This is a genomic window from Dellaglioa sp. CoH-57-MRSF-21 (assembly GCF_056781915.1).
On record NZ_JBXAXU010000003.1, the window covers coordinates 1 to 22445 of the forward strand.

At 37.1% G+C, this 22445-nt stretch carries 17 protein-coding genes, 8 tRNA genes and 1 riboswitch; of the genes, 24 read left to right on the forward strand and 1 reads right to left on the reverse strand.

The window, feature by feature from the left end:
* The first annotated feature begins 77 nt into the window (after window positions 1–77).
* The 14 genes from AC1RPQ_RS03685 (at window position 78) to AC1RPQ_RS03750 (ending at window position 14529) form a co-directional block, all read left to right on the forward strand.
* A tRNA-Val gene (locus AC1RPQ_RS03685) sits at window positions 78–150 on the forward strand.
* A 3-nt stretch (window positions 151–153) separates the two neighbouring features.
* Window positions 154–226, forward strand: a tRNA-Lys gene (locus AC1RPQ_RS03690).
* A gap of 18 nt (window positions 227–244) precedes the next feature.
* A tRNA-Leu gene (locus AC1RPQ_RS03695) sits at window positions 245–326 on the forward strand.
* A gap of 14 nt (window positions 327–340) precedes the next feature.
* Window positions 341–416 (forward strand) — tRNA-Thr (locus AC1RPQ_RS03700).
* Window positions 417–431: 15 nt separating this feature from the next.
* Window positions 432–503: transfer RNA gene (locus AC1RPQ_RS03705), tRNA-Gly, on the forward strand.
* Window positions 504–514: 11 nt separating this feature from the next.
* Window positions 515–603 (forward strand) — tRNA-Leu (locus AC1RPQ_RS03710).
* 28 nt (window positions 604–631) lie between these two features.
* A tRNA-Arg gene (locus AC1RPQ_RS03715) sits at window positions 632–705 on the forward strand.
* 12 nt (window positions 706–717) lie between these two features.
* Window positions 718–791: transfer RNA gene (locus AC1RPQ_RS03720), tRNA-Pro, on the forward strand.
* 129 nt (window positions 792–920) lie between these two features.
* Window positions 921–1388: a CtsR family transcriptional regulator gene (locus AC1RPQ_RS03725; protein WP_481761623.1), complete on the forward strand. Its 468-nt coding sequence runs from the start codon at window positions 921–923 to the stop codon at window positions 1386–1388.
* A 14-nt stretch (window positions 1389–1402) separates the two neighbouring features.
* The gene (locus AC1RPQ_RS03730) at window positions 1403–3880 is read left to right on the forward strand and encodes an ATP-dependent Clp protease ATP-binding subunit (protein WP_481761622.1); all 2478 of its coding nucleotides are present in this window, start codon (window positions 1403–1405) and stop codon (window positions 3878–3880) included.
* Window positions 3881–3945: 65 nt separating this feature from the next.
* A complete protein-coding gene (gorA, locus tag AC1RPQ_RS03735) occupies window positions 3946–5292 on the forward strand; it encodes a glutathione-disulfide reductase (RefSeq protein WP_481761621.1) in 1347 nt (448 codons plus the stop codon).
* 264 nt (window positions 5293–5556) lie between these two features.
* Complete coding sequence (gene rpoB, locus AC1RPQ_RS03740) at window positions 5557–9147, forward strand: DNA-directed RNA polymerase subunit beta (protein WP_481761620.1); 3591 nt, start codon at window positions 5557–5559, stop codon at window positions 9145–9147.
* A gap of 96 nt (window positions 9148–9243) precedes the next feature.
* Window positions 9244–12897, forward strand: a complete 3654-nt coding sequence (gene rpoC / locus AC1RPQ_RS03745; protein WP_481761619.1) for a DNA-directed RNA polymerase subunit beta' — start codon at window positions 9244–9246, stop codon at window positions 12895–12897.
* Window positions 12898–13040: 143 nt separating this feature from the next.
* Window positions 13041–13138: riboswitch (purine riboswitch) on the forward strand.
* 65 nt (window positions 13139–13203) lie between these two features.
* Complete coding sequence (locus tag AC1RPQ_RS03750) at window positions 13204–14529, forward strand: nucleobase:cation symporter-2 family protein (protein WP_481761618.1); 1326 nt, start codon at window positions 13204–13206, stop codon at window positions 14527–14529.
* 35 nt (window positions 14530–14564) lie between these two features.
* Here AC1RPQ_RS03750 and AC1RPQ_RS03755 read toward each other — a convergent pair whose 3' ends face one another.
* On the reverse strand, window positions 14565–15257 hold the full coding sequence (locus AC1RPQ_RS03755) for a prepilin peptidase (protein WP_481761617.1): 693 nt from the start codon (window positions 15255–15257) through the stop codon (window positions 14565–14567).
* A 252-nt stretch (window positions 15258–15509) separates the two neighbouring features.
* On the opposite strand from AC1RPQ_RS03755, the gene rpsL reads away from it, so the two are divergent.
* The 10 genes from rpsL (at window position 15510) to rplV (ending at window position 22441) form a co-directional block, all read left to right on the forward strand.
* A complete protein-coding gene (gene rpsL, locus AC1RPQ_RS03760; protein WP_057974646.1) occupies window positions 15510–15920 on the forward strand; it encodes a 30S ribosomal protein S12 in 411 nt (136 codons plus the stop codon).
* Between the two features lie 46 nt (window positions 15921–15966).
* Window positions 15967–16437 carry a 30S ribosomal protein S7 gene (gene rpsG, locus AC1RPQ_RS03765; protein WP_057974645.1) on the forward strand — a complete coding sequence of 157 codons (471 nt, stop codon included), beginning with the start codon at window positions 15967–15969 and terminating at the stop codon, window positions 16435–16437.
* A gap of 93 nt (window positions 16438–16530) precedes the next feature.
* Window positions 16531–18624, forward strand: a complete 2094-nt coding sequence (gene fusA / locus AC1RPQ_RS03770) for an elongation factor G (protein WP_409022017.1) — start codon at window positions 16531–16533, stop codon at window positions 18622–18624.
* A gap of 343 nt (window positions 18625–18967) precedes the next feature.
* On the forward strand, window positions 18968–19276 hold the full coding sequence (rpsJ, locus tag AC1RPQ_RS03775) for a 30S ribosomal protein S10 (protein ID WP_057974643.1): 309 nt from the start codon (window positions 18968–18970) through the stop codon (window positions 19274–19276).
* Window positions 19277–19322: 46 nt separating this feature from the next.
* A complete protein-coding gene (gene rplC, locus AC1RPQ_RS03780) occupies window positions 19323–19955 on the forward strand; it encodes a 50S ribosomal protein L3 (RefSeq protein WP_481761616.1) in 633 nt (210 codons plus the stop codon).
* Window positions 19956–19975: 20 nt separating this feature from the next.
* On the forward strand, window positions 19976–20599 hold the full coding sequence (rplD, locus tag AC1RPQ_RS03785; protein ID WP_409022019.1) for a 50S ribosomal protein L4: 624 nt from the start codon (window positions 19976–19978) through the stop codon (window positions 20597–20599).
* Window positions 20599–20883 (forward strand): 50S ribosomal protein L23, encoded by a 285-nt coding sequence (gene rplW, locus AC1RPQ_RS03790; RefSeq protein ID WP_409022020.1) that lies wholly within the window; start codon window positions 20599–20601, stop codon window positions 20881–20883. Before rplD ends, rplW begins: the two co-directional genes overlap by 1 nt.
* A 32-nt stretch (window positions 20884–20915) precedes the next feature.
* A complete protein-coding gene (gene rplB, locus AC1RPQ_RS03795; RefSeq protein WP_409022021.1) occupies window positions 20916–21749 on the forward strand; it encodes a 50S ribosomal protein L2 in 834 nt (277 codons plus the stop codon).
* A gap of 42 nt (window positions 21750–21791) precedes the next feature.
* Window positions 21792–22073 carry a 30S ribosomal protein S19 gene (gene rpsS / locus AC1RPQ_RS03800; RefSeq protein WP_057974638.1) on the forward strand — a complete coding sequence of 94 codons (282 nt, stop codon included), beginning with the start codon at window positions 21792–21794 and terminating at the stop codon, window positions 22071–22073.
* 14 nt (window positions 22074–22087) lie between these two features.
* Window positions 22088–22441, forward strand: coding sequence for a 50S ribosomal protein L22 (gene rplV, locus AC1RPQ_RS03805; RefSeq protein WP_409022022.1), 354 nt, complete (start codon window positions 22088–22090; stop codon window positions 22439–22441).
* Window positions 22442–22445: the final 4 nt, after the last annotated feature.

Consider the following 22445-nt stretch of genomic DNA (forward strand, 5'->3'; position numbering starts at 1 on the left):
TAAGCTTCTTAGCGCCAAGAGTAGTTGGGGGTCGCCCCCTGCGAGGGTAGGACGTTGCCATGCTTTTTTTATTATTTGGAGGTTTAGCTCAGTTGGGAGAGCGTCTGCCTTACAAGCAGAGGGTCACAGGTTCAAGCCCTGTAACCTCCATTTGAGCCGTTAGCTCAGTTGGTAGAGCATCTGACTTTTAATCAGAGGGTCGACAGTTCGAGCCTGTCACGGCTCATTTTCAATTCCACATTCTGCGGGTGTGGCGGAATTGGCAGACGCACTAGATTTAGGATCTAGCGTCGTAAGACGTGGGGGTTCAAGTCCCTTCACCCGCATCATTTTCAGTTATGCCGACTTAGCTCAGTTGGTAGAGCACCTGATTTGTAATCAGGGGGTCGGGCGTTCGAATCGTCTAGTCGGCACCATTTTTTAATTTTTTTGCGGAAGTAGCTCAGTGGTAGAGCATCACCTTGCCAAGGTGGGGGTCGCGGGTTCGAATCCCGTCTTCCGCTTTTCAATAAATGCCGGGGTGGCGGAACTGGCAGACGCACAGGACTTAAAATCCTGCGGTGAGTGATCACCGTACCGGTTCGATTCCGGTCCTCGGCACCATTTATTGTTTTAATTTTATATTTTTAATGCACCCATAGCGCAACTGGATAGAGTGTCTGACTACGAATCAGAAGGTTGTAGGTTCGACTCCTACTGGGTGCATTTTTTTGTGTTCGGGAAATAGCTCAGCTTGGTAGAGCACCTGGTTTGGGACCAGGGGGTCGCAGGTTCGAATCCTGTTTTCCCGATTAATTGAAAAAGGAATTTAAACTTTATGTTTAAATTCCTTTTTTTGTTTAGGACAAATAACTTTCAATTTTAATTTATATTTCGTATAATGAAAGTCAACATTAGTCAAACTATTTGAGGTGATGAATATGCAGGGTCAGAATATTTCTGATGTGATTGAGAAGTATTTTAAGAAAATTCTTTTAGACGAAAAAGAAATAGTCATTAAACGTTCTGAAGTTGCTGAATTATTTAATTGTGTACCATCGCAAATAAATTATGTTATTAACACGCGATTTACTATTCAAAATGGATATGTAGTAGAGAGTAAACGTGGTGGCGGTGGATATATTAGGATAGAAAAGGTAAATCTTTTTGTAGATCAAGAATTTATTCAAACAATAGAAAATTTAATTGGTACAAACGTATCCCAACAAGAAGGTTACGATATTATTCAAAGTTTATATGATGAGAAGACATTGACAAAAAAAGAATCAAATTTAGTTTTAGCTATAATAAAGAAAGATGTTTTTCTTGGTATGGATACAGAATCAGAAAATATGATACGCGCTAAAATGTTGATTAATTTAATTAATCGCTTACGATATGAAGAGTAGAAAGAGGTAATAATATGGATAATTTATTTACGCCGAGTGCAAAAGAAGTTCTTATTCGAGCACAGGAAGCTGCTAAACACTATCGTCAACAAGCCGTTGGTACTGAACATTTACTTTTGGCTTTGTCTGAAGTACAAAATGGTATTGCAGATAAAGTATTGAAACAATTTAATGTTGATCCAGAAGATATAATGGAAGAAATCGAAAGATTCACTGGTTATGGATCATTGAGATTAAATAAAAATGATAATTATTTACCTTACTCACCAAAAGCAAAAATGATTTTATCAATTGCTAACGATGAAGCTAAAAATTTAAATGCAAGTAAGGTGGGTACAGAGCATCTTTTACTAGCGCTAACAAGTAATAATGAAATATTATCATCAAGAATTATGGGCGGATTAAGTGCTGATGTTAAGCAGGTACGTAAAATGATTTTCCGTCAACTTGGTGTCAGTGAAGTTCAGATGAGACAAAAGAATCGTGGTAAACAAACTCCAGAAGAGGGAACACCTACATTAGATGAATTAGCACGTGATTTGACTAAAATGGCTCGTGATAAGCAGATTGACCCTGTAATTGGTCGAGATTCTGAAGTGAAAAGATTAACTCAAGTATTGAGTCGTCGAACTAAGAATAATCCAGTGTTAATTGGTGAACCTGGTGTTGGTAAGACTGCAATCGCTGAGGGGTTTGCTCAACGATTAGTTGACGGAAACGTTCCTGAAGACATGATTGGAAAACGATTAATGATGCTTGATATGGGATCATTAGTTGCGGGAACAAAATATCGTGGTGAATTTGAAGATCGGTTAAAGAAAATATTGAAAGAAGTATACACGACTAAAGATGTTATTTTATTTATTGATGAATTACACACGTTAATTGGTGCAGGGGGTGCAGAAGGTGCAATAGATGCATCTAATATATTAAAACCTGCATTGGCTCGTGGTGAAGTTCAAGTTATTGGTGCAACGACATTAGATGAGTATCAAAAATACATTGAATCTGATGCTGCTTTGGAACGACGTTTTGCGACAATCACAATCAAAGAACCAACAGAAGCACAGACTGTTGATATTTTAAAGGGACTCCGACCTAAATATGAGGCACATCATCGCGTGCAAATTACCGATGATGCAATTGAAGCAGCAGTAGAAATGGGTAATCGATATATTACTGATCGATTCCTACCTGATAAGGCGATTGATTTAATGGATGAAGCCGCTGCTCAGGTTCGTATTGAGCGCCCAAGGACTAAATCAAAATTAAGTAAAAAACAAGATCAACTTGACGAATTGCGTCAACAAAAAGATGATGCAGTTAGTCAGCAAGATTTTGAATTAGCTGCGGGTATTCGTACAAAAGAAATGCGTGTTAAAAAGCAGGTTGAAGATTTAGAAGCCGAAAAAAATGCTGCCGTTAAGTCTAGTGCAGAACATTATGATATAAAGGTAACTAGCGAAGAAATTGCAGGAATTGTTTCTGATTGGACAGGTGTTCCAGTACAACAATTGAATAAAAGTGAAAGTGATCGCTTAATTCATCTTGAAGACATTTTGCATAAACGTGTTATTGGTCAAAATGAGGCAGTTAGCTCAATTGCAAAGGCTATTCGACGTGCTAGAAGCGGATTGAAAAATCCAGCAAGACCAATTGGTTCATTCATGTTCCTTGGGCCAACGGGTGTTGGTAAAACTGAATTAGCTAAGGCACTTGCTGAAGCTATGTTTGGCTCTGAAGAAGCAATGATTCGAGTGGATATGTCGGAATATATGGAAAAATATAGTACAAGTCGCTTGATTGGATCGCCACCAGGTTACGTTGGATATGATGAAGGTGGACAATTGACTGAAAAAGTTCGTCAGACACCATATTCTGTTGTTCTCTTGGATGAAGTTGAAAAAGCGCATCCTGATGTTTTTAATATTTTACTTCAAGTGTTAGATGATGGATACTTAACAGATTCTAAAGGACGTCGTATTGATTTTAGAAATACAATTATCATTATGACATCTAACTTAGGTGCAACTGCCGTTCGTGATGAGAAGTTTGTTGGATTTGGTGTAGAATCTGAAAAAGATGAATATAAGGCAATGTCTGGAAAAATTCGCGCGGCTCTTAAAAAAGCCTTTCGTCCAGAATTTTTAAACCGAATTGATGAATCAATTATATTCCATTCATTAACTAAAGTTGAATTACATGAGATTGTGAAATTGATGACTAAAGAAGTTATTGATAGGTTGAAGGAACAAGATATTAAGGTTAAAATATCACCTGCAGCAATTGATGTGATTGCTAAGGCAGGGTTTGATCCAGAATATGGTGCTAGACCCATTCGTCGTGCATTACAAACAGAAGTTGAGGACCGTCTAAGTGATATTCTTCTTTCTGGTCAAATAAAAGATAATGATAATATTACAATTGGTGCTGTAAAAGGTGTTATCAAAGTAACGATTAAAGAATCAAAAACTAAAGTAGCAGTGAAGTAAACTTAAAAAGGTGTAACTATTCATGTAGTTGCACCTTTTTTATCACTAGAAAAGGAGTGTTATCTATGGAAAAAATAGATCTTATTGTAATTGGTGGAGGCTCTGCTGGAATTGCAGCAGCAAATCGAGCTGGTTCTTTTGGAAAAAAAGTAATTTTAATAGAAGGAAATGAAATTGGTGGAACTTGTGTCAACGTTGGATGTGTACCTAAAAAGATTATGTGGTCTGCAGCAGCGTTAGCACAAGATTTTGATTTAGCTACTGATTATGGGTTTACTAAACAACAGCCGCAACTTGATTTTGAAAAATTAGTTGCTAACCGTTCTGCATATATTGAACGATTACATGGCGCATATTTCAGAAATTTAGATAAAAATCAGGTACAAGTCATTAAAGGCTATGCAAAATTTATTGATAATCAAACAGTTGAAGTTAATGGCTCAAAATATGTCTCAGAGCACATACTAATTGCAACTGGTGGAACACCCAATATACCCGACATTCCTGGCGCAACGTATGGGATTGAATCTAATCAATTCTTTGATGATTTGAAAGAATTACCTGCTAAAGTTGCGGTTATCGGAAACGGTTATATTGGTACTGAACTTGCTGGAACGTTGAATGCACTAGGGTCAAAAGTTCACATGTATGCAAAATACGACACGTTGTTACCTAATTTTGATGAATTAATTTCAACAAATGTAACAGAAACGTATATAGAAAATGGAATTGATATTAGTTTTAACTCAAAGGTGACAGAGTTGAAACGGCGAAGTGATGGTAAATATGAAGTTATTACCAATGATGACTCATTGGTCGTAGATTGTGTTATTTGGGCGGTTGGCCGCCGACCAGTTACCGATAAAATGAATATTTCTGCCACAAATATTAAATTAAATGATAATGGTACTATTGTGGTCGACGAGTATCAAAATACATCAGTTGCTGGTATTTATGCGACTGGGGATGTTATTGGTAAACTTGACTTAACACCTGTTGCAATTGCAGCTAGCCGAAGATTAATGGAGCGTGTGTTTAATAATAAACCTACGGAACATTTAGATTATAAATTGGTACCCACAGTGGTATTCTCACATCCAGTTGCTGGAACGATTGGTTTAACTGAAGCTGAAGCAACTTTAGAATATGGTCAAGAAAATCTAAAAATTTATCGATCATCATTTACACCAATGCGTTATAGTTTAGGTGATAGTAAGGTGAAGGAAAACCTGAAGTTAATTACGGTTGGTAAAGATGAACGAATTGTTGGATTACATGGTGTTGGAGAAGGCATGGACGAAATGCTACAAGGATTTGCAGTAGCAATTAAAATGGGCGCAACTAAAAAAGATTTCGATGATACAGTTGCTATTCACCCAACGAGTGCTGAAGAATTTGTGACGATGACTTAATGAGCACGAACTGTTGACATCCGATTCAATAGCGTATATGATAATTAAATGTATAATACTGTGAATTTTTATAGCTGATTACGATCTATTGTCCGTAAGAAGCCTTATAGAGAGACAAAAATGGTGATTATTTAAAAATAAATAAACTGTTTTTGTTTTTTCTTTTGCCAAAAAAACCGATTTTTTCGTCTAGTATGCAATTTGTAATCAAACTGTAATATAAAATCATCGGACTTTGGCAGGTTTACAGAATAAATTTGAGAGGTGACTAATTTGGCTGGACATTTAGTAAACTACGGTAAACACAGTACACGTAGAAGTTACGCACGTATCAAAGAAGTTTTAGATTTACCTAATTTAATCGAAATTCAAAGTGACTCTTACCAATGGTTCTTGGATGAAGGTCTTCGTGAAATGTTTGAAGACATCATGCCAATTGACGATTTTGCTGGTAACTTATCATTAGAATTTGTTGATTACCAATTATTAGAACCTAAATACACTGTAGATGAAGCACGCGCACATGATGCGAACTATTCGGCTCCATTACATGTTACATTACGTTTAACTAACCATGAAACTGGCGAAATTAAATCTCAAGATGTTTTCTTTGGTGATTTCCCATTAATGACAGAACAAGGAACATTTATCATTAATGGTGCTGAACGAGTTATTGTTTCTCAATTAGTTCGTTCACCAGGGGTTTACTACAATGGTTCATTAGATAAAAATGGCCGTGAAACATATGGCACAACTGTTATTCCTAACCGTGGTGCATGGTTAGAATATGAATCAGATGCTAAAAATATTTCATATGTACGTATTGATCGTACACGTAAAATTCCATTAACTGAATTGGTCCGCGCTTTAGGATTTGGTTCTGATGATGAAATTATTGAAATGTTGGGTAACAATGATAGCTTAATGCTAACACTTGAAAAAGATGTTCATAAAAATACGGATGATTCACGTGTTGAAGAATCTTTAAAAGATGTTTATGAACGTCTACGTCCCGGCGAACCTAAAACAGCTGATAGCTCACGTAGTTTATTGACAGCTCGTTTCTTTGATCCAAAACGTTACGACTTAGCTCCAGTTGGTCGTTACAAAATTAATAAAAAATTAAGCTTGAAAACACGTTTATTGAACCAAACATTAGCTGAAACATTGGCTGATCCAGATACTGGTGAAGTACTTGCACAAAAAGATACCGTAATTGATAAACAAGTTATGGAAACTTTAGCACCATATCTTGATCGTCAAGATTTCAAGACGGTCACATACCACCCATCAGAAGATGGTGTTGTTACTGAACCTATGGTACTTCAAATCGTTAAGGTTTATTCTCAAGTAGACCCAGAACGTGAGATGCCAATGATTGGTAATGGCAATATTGACTTACAATACAAACATATTGTACCTGCTGATATTATTGCTTCAATGAACTATTTCTTTAATTTAAAAGAAAATATTGGTTCTGTGGATGATATTGATCATTTAGGTAACCGTCGTATTCGTTCAGTTGGTGAATTACTACAAAATCAATTTAGAATTGGTTTATCACGTATGGAACGTGTTGTACGTGAACGTATGTCAATTCAAGATACAACAACTGTTACACCACAACAATTGATTAACATTCGTCCTGTTGTGGCTTCTATTAAAGAATTCTTTGGTTCATCTCAATTATCACAATTCATGGATCAAACTAATCCACTTGGTGAATTGACACATAAACGTCGTCTTTCTGCCTTAGGACCTGGTGGTTTGACTCGTGATCGTGCTGGATATGAAGTTCGTGATGTTCATTACACGCATTACGGTCGTATGTGTCCAATTGAAACGCCTGAAGGACCTAACATTGGTTTGATTAATAGTTTATCAAGTTATGCACGTGTTAACCGATATGGTTTTATTGAAACACCTTATCGTCGTGTGAGCTGGGAATCACATCAAGTAACTGATAAAATCGATTACTTGACTGCTGATGAAGAAGATAACTATGTTATTGCACAGGCTAACTCACCATTAAATGAAGATGATTCATTTGTAAATGAACTCGTTATGGCTCGTAATCGTTCAGAAAATATCGAAATCGGTATTGATAAAGTCGATTACATGGATGTTTCACCTAAACAAGTTGTGGCTGTTGCTACAGCATGTATTCCTTTCTTGGAAAATGATGATTCTAACCGTGCCTTGATGGGTGCCAATATGCAACGTCAAGCTGTTCCTTTAATCAATCCTCATTCACCACTTGTTGGTACAGGTATTGAATATAAGGCAGCTCATGATTCTGGTGTCGCTTTAATTAACAAAAACGAAGGTACTGTTGAATACGTTGATGCACGTGAAATTCGTGTTCGTCGTGAAGATGGCGCTTTAGATAAATACAAATTAATGAAATTCCATCGTTCAAATGGTGGTAAAAACTACAATCAACGTCCAATTGTTCGTGTAAACGATCATGTTGATGCTGATGAAATTTTAGCTGATGGTCCTTCAATGGAAAATGGGGAATTAGCTTTAGGCCAAAACCCATTAGTTGCCTTTATGACTTGGAATGGTTATAACTTTGAAGATGCTGTTATCATTAACGAACGTCTTGTTCGTGATGATGTCTACACATCAATTCATATTGAAGAATTTGAATCAGAAGCACGTGATACAAAATTAGGACCTGAAGAAATTACTCGTGAAATTCCTAATGTTGGTGAAGATTCATTAAAAGATCTTGATGAATTTGGTATCGTCCGTATTGGTGCTGAAGTTAATGATGGTGATATCTTAGTTGGTAAAGTAACACCTAAAGGGGTTACTGAATTATCTGCTGAAGAACGTTTATTACATGCTATCTTTGGAGAAAAGGCTCGTGAAGTACGCGATACTTCATTGAAAGTTCCTCATGGTGGTGGCGGTATTGTTCAAGATGTTAAAATCTTTACTCGTGAAGCAGGGGATGAATTAAGTCCTGGTGTTAATATGATGGTTCGTATCTACATTGCACAAAAACGTAAGTTACGTGTGGGTGATAAGATGGCTGGACGTCATGGTAACAAAGGGGTTGTTTCAATCGTTGTCCCTTCTGAAGATATGCCTTACATGCCAGATGGTACACCAGTTGATATTCTTTTGAATCCCATGGGTGTTCCTTCTCGTATGAATATTGGACAAGTTTTAGATCTTCATTTAGGTATGGCTGCTCGTAAATTAGGTATCCATGTTGCAACACCAGTTTTTGATGGTGCTCGCGATTCAGATATCTGGAATGTCTTTAAAGAAGCTGGAATTTCAGATGATGGTAAGACAATCTTATATGATGGACGTACAGGTGATGCATTTGATAACCGTGTTTCTGTAGGTGTTATGTACTATATGAAACTTGCTCACATGGTTGATGATAAAATCCATGCTCGTTCAATAGGACCATACTCATTAGTAACGCAACAACCATTAGGTGGTAAAGCACAATTTGGTGGACAACGTTTTGGTGAAATGGAAGTTTGGGCACTTGAGGCTTATGGTGCTGCTTACACGTTACAAGAAATTTTAACGTATAAATCTGATGATGTTGTGGGTCGTGTGAAAACATACGAAGCAATTGTCAAAGGCGAACCAATTCCTAAACCAGGTGTTCCTGAATCATTCCGTGTTCTTGTTAAAGAATTACAGTCATTAGGATTAGATATGAAAGTACTTGATGCTAAAAAGACTGAAATTGAATTACGTGACATGGATGATGACGATGATGATATCGTTAATGTGGATGCGTTAAGCAAATTAGCTAATGAACAAAAAGAGAAAAAAGCTAAAGAAGAAGCCGAAAAAATGGCTGCTGAAATGAACAAAGAATAATTTTGGCTTAGTTACTGAACTCAAATTTGTGTGGATGAAGCTAATGCTTAGTTTGAGAAATCCAACACACTATAAAACTAAAGGGAGGTCGGTCCTTTGATCGATGTCAATAAATTTGATAGCATGCAAATTGGCTTAGCATCTTCTGATAAGATTAGAAGCTGGTCATATGGTGAAGTTAAAAAGCCCGAAACAATCAATTATCGTACATTAAAACCTGAAAAAGACGGACTATTCGATGAACGTATTTTTGGACCAACAAAAGATTGGGAATGTGCCTGTGGTAAATACAAACGTATTCGCTATAAAGGTATCGTCTGTGATCGTTGTGGTGTTGAAGTTACTCGTTCTAAAGTACGTCGCGAACGTATGGGTCATATTGAATTAGCTGCACCAGTTACACATATCTGGTACTTTAAAGGAATTCCAAGTCGTATGGGTCTTGTCTTAGACATGAGTCCTCGTGCTTTGGAAGAAGTTATCTACTTTGCTTCTTACGTTGTTACTGAACCTGGTAACACACCTCTTGAAAAGAAACAGTTATTAACAGAACGTGAATATCGTGAAAAACGTGAAGAATACGGGACTGAATTCGAAGCTGGAATGGGTGCTGACGCTATTCGTCATTTATTACGTGATGTTAATCTTGCTGGTGAATCTGAAGAATTAAAAGAAGAATTGAAAGATGCTACTGGCCAAAAGAGAACACGTGCTGTTCGTCGTTTGGACATTTTAGAAGCATTCTTACTTTCTGAAAATGAACCTGCATGGATGGTTATGGATGCTGTTCCTATTATTCCACCTGACTTACGTCCAATGGTTCAATTAGAAGGTGGCCGTTTTGCCACTTCTGATTTGAATGATTTATACAGACGGGTTATTAACCGAAATAACCGACTAAAACGTTTATTAGATTTGAACGCTCCTGGTATTATTGTTCAAAATGAAAAACGTATGTTACAAGAAGCTGTTGATGCATTGATTGATAATGGTCGTCGTGGCCGTCCAGTTACTGGACCTGGTAACCGACCATTGAAATCTCTTTCACATATGTTGAAAGGTAAACAAGGACGTTTCCGTCAAAATTTACTTGGAAAACGTGTTGATTATTCAGGCCGTTCAGTTATTGCTGTTGGACCAACGTTACAAATGAATCAATGTGGTATTCCTCGTGAAATGGCTTTGGAATTATTCAAACCATTTATGATGAAAGAACTTGTTAAACGTGAAATGGCTTCAAATATTAAAAATGCTAAACGTAAACTTGATCGTCGCGATGAAGATATCTGGGATGTTTTAGAAGAAGTTATTGTTGAACATCCAGTTCTCCTTAACCGCGCACCAACACTTCATCGTCTTGGTATTCAAGCTTTCGAACCAATTTTAGTTGATGGTAAAGCAATTCGTCTTCATCCCTTAGCTTGTGAAGCTTACAATGCTGATTTTGATGGAGATCAAATGGCTATCCATGTACCTTTATCTGATGAAGCACAAGCAGAAGCTCGTTTGCTTATGTTAGCTGCTCATCATATCTTGGCACCTAAAGATGGTAAACCAGTTGTAACACCTTCTCAAGATATGGTTTTAGGTAACTACTACCTTACAATGGAAGAAGCTGGCCGCGAAGGCGAAGGTATGATCTTTAAAGATGCTAACGAAGCTGTAATGGCTTACCGTAATGGTTACGTTCATTTGCACACTCGTATTGGATTACAAACAGCAACATTAGCTGCTGAAGGTAAACCATTTACAGATTGGCAAAAAGAACGCATTATGATAACAACTGTTGGTAAAGCAATCTTTAATGAAATTTTACCTAATGAATTTGCCTACATTAATGAACCTAAGAATGATAACTTAATTAATAAAACAGCCGACAAATATTTTGTTGAACCTGGTCAAAATATTGGTGATGTTATTAAAGCACAAGAAATTATTTTACCTTTCAAAAAAGGATTCTTGAGTGATATCATTTCTGAAGTTTATAAACGATTTAAAGTAACTGAAACGTCTAAGATGTTAGATCGTCTTAAAAACTTAGGTTATGATCAATCAACACATGCTGGTATTACAGTTGGTATTTCTGATGTAACTGACTTAAAGGAAAAACCTGCAATTATTGAAGAAGCTCATAAACAAGTTGCTTTAGTTGCAAAACAATTCCGTCGAGGTTTGATTACAGAAGATGAACGTTATGAACGTGTTATTGCTATCTGGACACAAGCAAAAGATGATATTCAACAAAAACTAATGGAAGCATTGGGCACACAAAATCCTATTCAAATGATGAGTGATTCTGGAGCCCGTGGTAATATTTCTAACTTTACTCAATTAGCTGGTATGCGTGGTTTGATGGCAGCTCCTAATGGTAAAACAATGGAATTACCTATTATTTCTAACTTCCGTGAAGGTTTGTCAGTGTTGGAAATGTTTATTTCAACTCATGGGGCTCGTAAAGGTATGACTGATACGGCCTTGAAGACTGCCGATTCTGGATACTTGACTCGTCGACTTGTTGATGTTGCTCAAGATGTTATTATTCGTGAGAAAGATTGTTTCACTGATCGTGGCTTAGATGTATCAGCTATTAAAGAAGGAAATGAAATGATCGAACCATTGTATGACCGTATCTTAGGTCGTTATGCAATGAAGACCGTTAAAAATCCTGAAACTGGTGAAGTTATTGTCGCTTCAAACGAAATGATCGAAGAAAGCAAAGCGCAAGCAATTATCGCTGCTGGAATCGAACAAGTAACTATCCGCTCAGCATTTACATGTAACACTAAGCATGGGGTTTGTGAACATTGTTATGGTCGTAATATGGCTACTGGTGATCAGGTTGAAGTTGGTGAAGCAGTTGGTACTGTTGCTGCTCAATCAATCGGTGAACCCGGAACTCAATTAACAATGCGTACTTTCCATACTGGTGGGGTTGCTGGAGATGATATTACACAAGGGTTACCTCGTGTTCAAGAAATCTTCGAAGCACGTAATCCTAAAGGTCGTGCTGAAATTACAGAAGTAACAGGTATGATTGAAGCAATTGAAGAAAATCCTGCTGAACGTACTAAAGAAGTAACAGTTAAAGGTGAAACTGATACACGAACATATAGTTTACCTTATACTGCTGTTCTTAAAGTTGCCGAAGGTGATAAAATTCATCGTGGTGAAGCACTAACAGTTGGTTCAATTGATCCTAAACAATTAATTCAAGTTCGTGATGTTCTTTCTACGGAGAATTATATTCTTCGTGAAGTTCAAAAAGTATATCGTATGCAAGGGGTAGAAATCTCTGATAAGCATGTGGAGGTTATGTCTCGTCAAATGTTACGTAAGGTTCGCGTTATGGATCCCGGTGACACAAATGTATTACCAGGTACTTTAATGGATATCATGGATCTTAAAGAAGATAACTATAAGACATTGATCAAAGGTGGCATTCCAGCTACTTCACGTCCTGTCTTACTTGGTATCACTAAAGCATCTCTAGAAACAAACAGTTTCTTATCAGCTGCATCATTCCAAGAAACAACTCGTGTTCTTACGGATGCTGCTATTCGCGGTAAGAATGATCCATTAATTGGTCTGAAAGAAAATGTTATTATTGGTAAGATTATTCCTGCCGGTACTGGTATGCCAGATTACCGTCAAATTAAACCAAAAGAAACAGGTTCAATTTCAGCTAATGTTTATTCAATCTCAGATATTGAGAAACGAATGAAAGAAGAAGAAGCTAGCGTGAACGATTAACGTCATAGCTAAAAAAGAACAATTCTTATTAATTTAAGAGTTGTTCTTTTTTTTGTGCTTTATTAGCGAACAATTAACGCTTACATTTTAATAACGTCCGCAAACCATTGTATGGGTAAATAGACTGTGTTAATATTGTCATACAATAAAAAATACTGATCACCTATATAATGTCATGATATGGATGCTAGTTTCTACCCGGAGCCGTAAATTCCGGACTATATGTGAGTTAAAGCAAGCATGTATTAGGCATGAAATCCATAGAAAATCCGACTTATTAGTGTGAAAGATAATGTGGAGGATCAAATGAAGAATAGCACGGAATTAGAAAATAGTAGTTTGGATGAATCTAATTTATCAAATTTTAGAGCAGCAATATTAGGATTACAGCATTTATTAGCCATGTATTCAGGCGACATTTTGGTACCATTATTAGTTGGGGCTGCACTTGGGTTTAGTACAAAACAAATTACTTATTTAGTTTCGATGGATATTTTCATGTGTGGGATTGCAACATTATTACAATTGAAACGCACACGTTTTACTGGCATTGGTTTACCTGTAGTACTTGGGTGCGCGATTGAATACGTTGCACCATTGACTGCAGTAGGAAAACATTTTGGATTAGGAACAATGTATGGATCAATTATTGCTGCTGGTATTTTTATATTTCTAATTTCGGGATTCTTTGCAAACATTAGAAAATTCTTCCCACCAGTAGTGACAGGATCATTAATTACGTTAATCGGATTAACGTTAATTCCAGTTGCCTTTACCAACATGGGCGGTGGGGATGTGACAGCCAAATCATTTGGTAGTATCCCTAACTTAATAGTTGCAGGTGTAACCATTGCCGTTATTTTAGGCTTGAACATTTGGGGCCGCGGATTCATTCAACAAGTGGGTATCTTAATTGGTATTTTAGTTGGTGTGGTCGTTGCCTCATTTATGGGAAAAGTAACATTAGACCCAGTTAGCCAAGCTAATTGGTTTCAATTACCCCATGTTTTTATGTTTGCTGCCCCTAAATTTGAATGGTCATCAATTGTGACTATGATATTAGCAGCGTTAACAACTATGATTGAATCAACTGGTGTATTTTTTGCGCTGGGAGATATCGTTGGTCGTCCAATCAGAAAAGATGATTTAAAAAAAGGGTACCGTGCTGAAGGTATCGCAGCTGTTTTAGGTGGTATCTTTAATACGTTCCCATACTCGACATTTTCACAAAATGTTGGAATTGTGCAACTATCAGGAATTAAAACGAAGAAACCTGTTTATTTTTCAGCGTTCTTTTTAATTGCTTTAGGGTTACTTCCTAAAATTGGTGCAGCAGCAACTGTCATTCCAGCAGCCGTTTTAGGTGGTGCTATGTTAGTTATGTTCGGTATGGTTGGTGCACAAGGTATTAAAATGTTGCGCGAAGTTGAAGGTAGTAATAGTAATTTATTAATTATCGGTATTTCGGTCAGCTTAGGACTTGGTGTAACAGTACAACCAGCATTACTCCAAGCATTACCCTTAACAATCCAGACCATTTTTGGTAATGGACTTGTTGTCGGTAGTCTGTCGGCTGTTATCTTAAATATTCTATTCAATTATGGTCATTTGAATGACGCAATCGAAGATTAAAGTAAAAGCTAAGCAAATTTGCTTAGCTTTTTTATTTATATGAAGAAAGATAACGCAATAGTAATATAAACGCCAAACGTTATATGTGGGACAAATGGGAAAAATTGATATCGACTCTGTTTTACAGTAAAAAAGTAGATAAGTGAGCTGATACAAGCAAAAAGAGTGGCAATCAAACAAAAATGAACACCAAATGTTAGTTGAATGATAATCAGTAAAATAAAATCGCCAAGGCCGAGCTTTTGTTGAAAACATAAGACAAATAGAAACAGACTGAATAAGCTAATTGCTATTAGTGAGTCTGGAAACCCAAATAACAGATAATGCCACAGGATGAATAGTATTCCACCACCGATAGTTAAGCGACCAGAAATCAGTCGGTTAGTGAAATCCATAGCTGATAGAAAAGTTAAATAAAATAAGAACGTTATAAGTAATAGAAATTCAAAAAGAGATAGTTGAGTGAAAGATAAGGGCAACATGGCGGCCAAACTACATTCAAAAATAAATGAATAGGCTGGGAATTCTCCCTTGCAGAATCGACAGTGTCCGTGTAATCTAAGATAAGCGTAGATAGGAATTAGATCAAACCAAGGTATTTTTGTACCACAATAGTCGCAGATTGATCTTTTGTTGAATTGATTCTGATTCAATGCACAGCGTGTGGCAATGCAGGTGATGAATGAACCTAGGCAAGCACCTAGTAAAAATAAATAACTAATTAACATAATTTAAATCCTCCTATTAAAAAATACGCTTTTTAGTGTAAATACCATTGACGTATATTAAATACCGTGATATTCTGTGTAAGGTGCTTTTTGTGAACAGTTAATTCATCTACATAGTTGAGATTCTGTATAACAGCAGCGCATTATAAGACAGACGTCTAGGACGTTATTTTTTATTATTAAAAAATGAACCACCTGGATGTGTGGACTTAAAAAACAATTAACCTATAATAAGGAAGGAGGAAACTTTAGATGCCAACAATTAATCAATTAGTTCGTAAAGGTCGTAATTCTAAAGGTTCAAAATCTGGTGCACCCGCATTAAACTTCGGGTATAACAGTTACAAAAAAGTTCAAACAGATAATCCTGCACCACAAAAACGTGGGGTTGCTACTCGTGTCGGAACAATGACACCTAAAAAGCCTAACTCTGCTTTACGTAAATATGCGCGTGTGCGTTTATCTAACTTACTTGAAGTTACAGCTTACATTCCTGGTATTGGACATAACTTGCAAGAACATAGTGTTGTTCTTATTCGTGGTGGCCGTGTAAAAGATTTACCTGGGGTACGTTACCATGTTATCCGTGGTGCTCTTGATACAGCCGGTGTTGCTGATCGTAAACAAAGTCGTTCAAAATACGGCGCAAAGAGACCTAAATAAGAATAAAGTTATTCTAATAAAAATAGAATCTAAGGAGGTTATTTAGATGCCAAGAAAAGGCCCAGCTCCAAAACGAGAAGTATTGCCTGATCCAATTTACAATTCTAAATTAGTAACACGTTTAATCAACCGTTTAATGTTAGATGGTCGTCGTGGTACTGCATCAAAGATCTTGTATGATGCATTCGAAATGATTAAAGAACAAACAGGAAACGAACCTAATGAAGTTTTTGATGAAGCTATGAAAAACATCATGCCTGTACTTGAAGTTAAAGCTCGCCGTGTCGGTGGTTCTAACTACCAAGTGCCAATTGAAGTTCGCCCTGATCGTCGTTCAACTTTAGGTTTACGTTGGTTAGTAAGTTACGCACGTTTACGTGGGGAACATACTATGCCAGAACGTTTAGCTAAAGAAATCATGGATGCAGCAAACAATACTGGTGCATCAGTTAAGAAACGTGAAGATACACATAAAATGGCTGACGCTAATAAAGCATTCGCACATTACCGCTGGTAATTTTATAAAAGAATGGCTATTATATGATTTTGATAATCGATATAGTAGTCATTTTTTTGAATCTATTTTAGAATCGAAAGGAGATACTACAAAATGGCAAATAAACGCGAATTCCCACTAGAAAAAACGCGTAATATCGGGATTGTTGCTCATATCGATGCTGGTAAGACAACAACTACTGAACGTATTTTATACTATACTGGTAAAATTCATAAAATTGGTGAAACTCATGAAGGAGCTTCACAAATGGATTGGATGGAACAAGAACAAGAACGTGGTATCACAATCACATCAGCTGCAACAACTGCTGAATGGAAAGAACATCGTATTAATATCATCGATACTCCAGGACATGTGGATTTCACTATTGAAGTTGAACGTTCACTTCGTGTCTTAGATGGAGCCGTTGTTGTTTTAGATGGTCAATCTGGTGTTGAACCACAAACTGAAAACGTTTGGCGTCAAGCTACAACATATTCAGTTCCTCGTATCGTTTTCATCAATAAGATGGATAAAATGGGTGCTAATTTTGATTACTCAGTAGGCACAATCAAAGATCGTCTTCAAGTAAATGCTGTTCCTATCCAAATGCCAATTGGTGCTGAAGATGATTTTGAAGGTGTTATTGATTTAATCGAAATGAAAGCCGATTTATATGATAACGAAGATTTAGGTGCTACATGGGAAAGTATTGACGTTCCTGAAGAATATTTAGAAGAAGCTACAAAACGTCGCGAAGCTTTAGTTGAAGCCGTTGCTGATGTTGATGAAAAGCTTATGGAAAAATATCTTGATGGTGTGGAAATTACTAAAGATGAAATCAAAGCTGCTATCCGTAAAGCAACATTAAATCTTGAAATGTACCCAGTTCTTGCTGGTTCAGCATTTAAAAACAAGGGTGTTCAAATGATGTTGGATGCTGTTAATGATTTCTTACCATCTCCTTTAGATGTTAAACCTTATAACGCAGTAGATCCTAAAACAGATGAAGAAGTTGAAATCACAGCCGGTGATGACAAAGATTTCGCTGCTTTAGCATTTAAAATTGCAACGGATCCCTTCGTTGGTCGTTTAACATTCTTCCGTGTTTACTCAGGTACATTACAAGCTGGTTCTTATGTCTTGAACTCTACTAAAGACACGCGTGAACGTGTTGGTCGTATCCTTCAAATGCATTCAAATCACCGTAATGAAATTCCTGAAGTATTCTCTGGTGATATTGCTGCTGCTATTGGTTTGAAAAATACGACAACTGGTGATTCATTAACGGATGAAAAACATCCATTAATCCTTGAATCAATGGAATTCCCTGAACCAGTTATCCAAGTATCTATCGAACCAAAAACAAAAGCTGATCAAGATAAGATGGATATCGGTTTACAAAAACTAGCAGAAGAAGATCCTTCATTCAAGGCTGAAACTAACCCTGAAACTGGTGAAACTTTAATCGCTGGGATGGGTGAATTGCATTTGGATATCATCGTTGATCGTATGAGACGTGAATTTAACGTTGAAGCTACTGTTGGTGAACCACAAGTTGCCTACCGTGAAACATTTACAAAAACTGTTTCTGCACAAGGTAAATTCGTTCGTCAATCTGGTGGTAAAGGTCAATATGGTGATGTTACAGTTGAATTCTCACCTAATGAAGAGGGTGGCGGTTTCGCATTCGAAGACGCTATCGTCGGTGGGGTTGTTCCTCGTGAATATATTCCTTCAGTTGAACAAGGTTTGAGAGAAGCTATGCAAAATGGTGTTCTTGCAGGCTACCCACTTATTGATGTTAAAGCTAAGTTATATGATGGATCATATCATGATGTCGATTCTAACGAATCAGCATTTAAGGTAGCTGCCTCAATGGCATTGAGAAAAGCTGCTAAGAGTGCTGGTGCTGTTATTCTTGAACCAATGATGAAAGTTGAAGTTGTCGCTCCTGAAGATTACTTAGGTGATGTTATGGGACATGTAACTGCTCGTCGTGGACGTGTTGAAGGTATGGAAGCTCGCGGAAATGCACAAGTTGTTAACGCAATGGTTCCTCTTTCAGGTATGTTCGGTTACGCAACTACTTTACGTTCTTCTACACAAGGACGTGGTACATTCACAATGACATTTGATCATTACGAAGCTGTACCAAAATCAATCCAAGAAGAAATTATGAAGAAAAACGGAACAGCTACTGATTAATTAGTTGGTCTGAATTATAAAAGAAGTTATCACTTGTTGATAGCTTCTTTTTTTGTGGTAAAATAACATTTGGAAAATAAAAAAAGTTTTAAAAATGTTAATTATGATTATATAATGAGAAACTTTGAAAAAAAATAAGAAAGCACTTGCCATAAGGCTTTATCTCTAGTAGTATAGATAAGTACCCAAAAACAGATGGCGTATTACGCCCTGCGATAGGGTTTCATAGAATGAGCTAAGATGTGAAAGATTGCGACACGCCCGGCAGCTTTGCCACGCAAGGTGTGTCGGTCACTTACACGGAGCTAGTCTTATTTTTAAAATAGACGAAGGAGGGAACAAAATGGCAAAACAAAAAATTCGTATTCGCTTAAAAGCTTACGAACACCGTATTTTAGACCAATCTGCTGACAAGATTGTTGAAACTGCAAAAAGAACAGGGGCAACAATTTCTGGACCAATTCCATTGCCAACAGAACGTACATTATACACAGTTTTACGTTCACCACATAAGCATAAAGATTCACGTGAACAATTCGAAATGCTTACACATAAACGTTTGATTGATATCGTTAACCCAACACCTAAGACAGTTGATTCATTGATGAAACTTGACTTACCTAGTGGCGTTGATATTGAAATCAAATTATAAAACAGAGTTACAAAAATAAAAATACAAACATATTGGAGGTGTACTCATGACTACAAAAGGAATCTTAGGAAAAAAAGTAGGTATGACACAAGTTTTTACTGAAAATGGTGAATTGGTACCAGTTACAGTGATTGAATCTACGCCAAACGTTGTTTTACAATTGAAAACAATTGAAAACGATGGTTACGAAGCAATTCAATTAGGTTACCAAGACATGCGCGAAGTATTAACAAACAAACCTGCTAAAGGTCATGCAGCAAAAGCAAATACTACTCCTAAGCGCTTCGTTCGTGAAATTAACGATGTTGAGCTTGGAGAATATAACGTAGGTGACGAAATTAAAGTTGATACATTCTCAGCTGGCGATATCGTTAACGTTACGGGTACGTCTAAGGGACATGGTTTCCAAGGAAATATCAAACGTTGGGGACAATCACGAGGTCCTATGACTCATGGTTCTCGTTATCATCGTCGTCCTGGTTCAATGGGTGCCGTTATTAACCGTGTATTCAAAGGTAAGAGATTACCAGGTCGCATGGGTGGCAAACGCGTAACTGTCCAAAACTTGGAAATTATTCGTGTTGACGTTGATAGTAATGTTATCTTGATTAAAGGTAACGTACCAGGCGCAAACAAAACATTAGTTACAATTAAAAACGTCACAAAAGACGCTAAATAACAGGAAGGAGGAATTTCAAAATGCCAACAGTCGCATTATTAAAACAAGATGGTACTAAAAATGGTGAAGTTGAATTAAACGACGCTATTTTTGGAATCGAACCTAACGACAATGTCATTTTTGACGCCGTAATCATGCAACGTGCATCATTACGTCAAGGAACTCATTCAGTTAAAAACAAAAGTGCAGTTTCAGGTGGTGGTAGAAAACCATGGCGCCAAAAAGGTACAGGTCGTGCTCGTCAAGGATCTATCCGTAGCCCACAATGGCGTGGTGGTGGTGTCGTATTTGGCCCTACTCCTCGTTCATACAGTTACAAATTACCTAAAAAAGTTCGCCGTTTAGCTCTTAAATCAGTACTTTCACAAAAAGTATTGGATAACAGCGTGGTTATGGTCGATGCACTTAGCTTCGAACAACCAAAGACAAAAACTTTCAAAGAAGTTTTAAGTAACTTAGATATCAACAAAAAAGTATTAATAGTTCTTGAACCTGGCAATGATTTCGTTGCTTTAGCAGCTCGTAACTTACAAAATGTTACAGTAGTAGAAGCTAAAGGTGTTAACGTTCTTGACGTTATCAACAATGATAAATTAGTCATGACTCAAGCAGCTCTTTCTCAAGTAGAGGAGGCTCTTTCATAATGGAATCAAGAGATATTATCTTACGCCCAGTCATCACCGAAGCAGCAATGGATAGAATGGCTAACAAAGTTTACACATTCGACGTTGATACTCGTGCAACTAAAATTGAAGTCAAAAAAGCTATTGAAGATATTTTTGGCGTTAAAGTTGTAAAAGTAAATATCATGAATGTTAAAGGTAAGTTAAAACGTCAAGGTCGCTATGCTGGTTATACTAAAAAACGCCGTAAAGCAATTGTTACTTTAACTGCCGACTCAAAAGAAATCCAATTATTCGAAGAATAATCTAAAATTTTGTAAACTAGGAGGAAAACAACGTGGGAATTAAAAAATTCAAACCAACCACTAACGGTCGTCGTAATATGACTGGTTCTGATTTCTCAGAAATTACTAAATCAACTCCTGAAAAATCATTACTAGAATCAAAAAGCAGAACTGCCGGCCGTAATAACTATGGTCGCATTACTGTTCGTCACCGTGGTGGTGGTCATAAACGTCAATACCGTTTGATCGATTTCAAGCGTGTTAAAGACAATGTAACAGCAACTGTTAAAGCAATTGAATATGATCCAAACCGTTCAGCTAATATTGCATTATTACAATATACTGATGGTATCAAATCATACATCATTGCTCCTAAAGGATTAGAAGTTGGCATGATGGTTCAATCTGGTAAAGAAGCAGATATCAAGGTTGGTAACGCATTAGCTCTTCAAGATATCCCAGTTGGTACAATTATTCATAATGTCGAATTAAAACCAGGTAAGGGTGGACAACTTGCTCGTTCAGCCGGTGCTTCTGCACAATTACTTGGTAAAGAAGGTAAATACGTCCTTGTTCGTTTGACATCAGGCGAAGTTCGCATGATCTTATCAACATGTCGCGCATCTATCGGTGCTGTTGGTAACGAACAACATGAATTAATCAAAATTGGTAAAGCTGGTCGTGCTCGTTGGGCTGGTAAACGTCCTACAGTTCGTGGATCAGTTATGAATCCTAACGATCATCCTCATGGTGGTGGTGAAGGTAAAGCTCCAATTGGTCGTCCATCACCTATGTCTCCTTGGGGTCAAAAGACGATGGGTTACAAAACACGTTCAAAGAAAAACCAATCAGACAAATTTATCGTACGTGGACGCAACAAGAAATAATTTACTTGTTGCTTAAGCTATATTCCGGAAGGAGGATTCACATTGAGTCGTAGTCTAAAAAAAGGACCATTCGTCGATGAACATTTGATGAAAAAGGTCGAAGCACAAACTGATCAAGAAAAGAAAACAGTTATCAAAACATGGTCACGTCGTTCAACAATCTTCCCTAACTTCATTGGTCTAACTATCGCTGTATATGATGGACGTAAACACGTTCCAGTTTTTATGCAAGAAGATATGGTTGGTCATAAGTTGGGTGAATTTGTTCCAACACGTACTTTCCGTGGTCACGGATCTGACGATAAGAAAACTACAGTTAAATAAAGGAGGTTATACACATGGCTGAACAAGTAACATCAGCAAAAGCAACCGCCAAAACTGTTCGTATTCCAGCGCGTAAAGCTCGCTTGGTAATCGATCTTATCAGAGGTAAAAGTGTTGCTGAAGCTATCGGTATTTTGAGATTTACTCCCAGAGCCGGAAGCCCAATCATTGAAAAAGTTTTACTTTCTGCTGTAGCTAATGCAGAAAATAATTTTGATTTAGATGGTGAAAACTTAGTTATTACTGATATTTTTGCTAACGAAGGACCAACTTTAAAACGTTTCCGTCCTCGTGCTAAAGGATCAGCTTCACCAATTAACAAACGTACGAGTCACATTACAGTAGTTGTATCTGAAACTACAAAATAAGGAG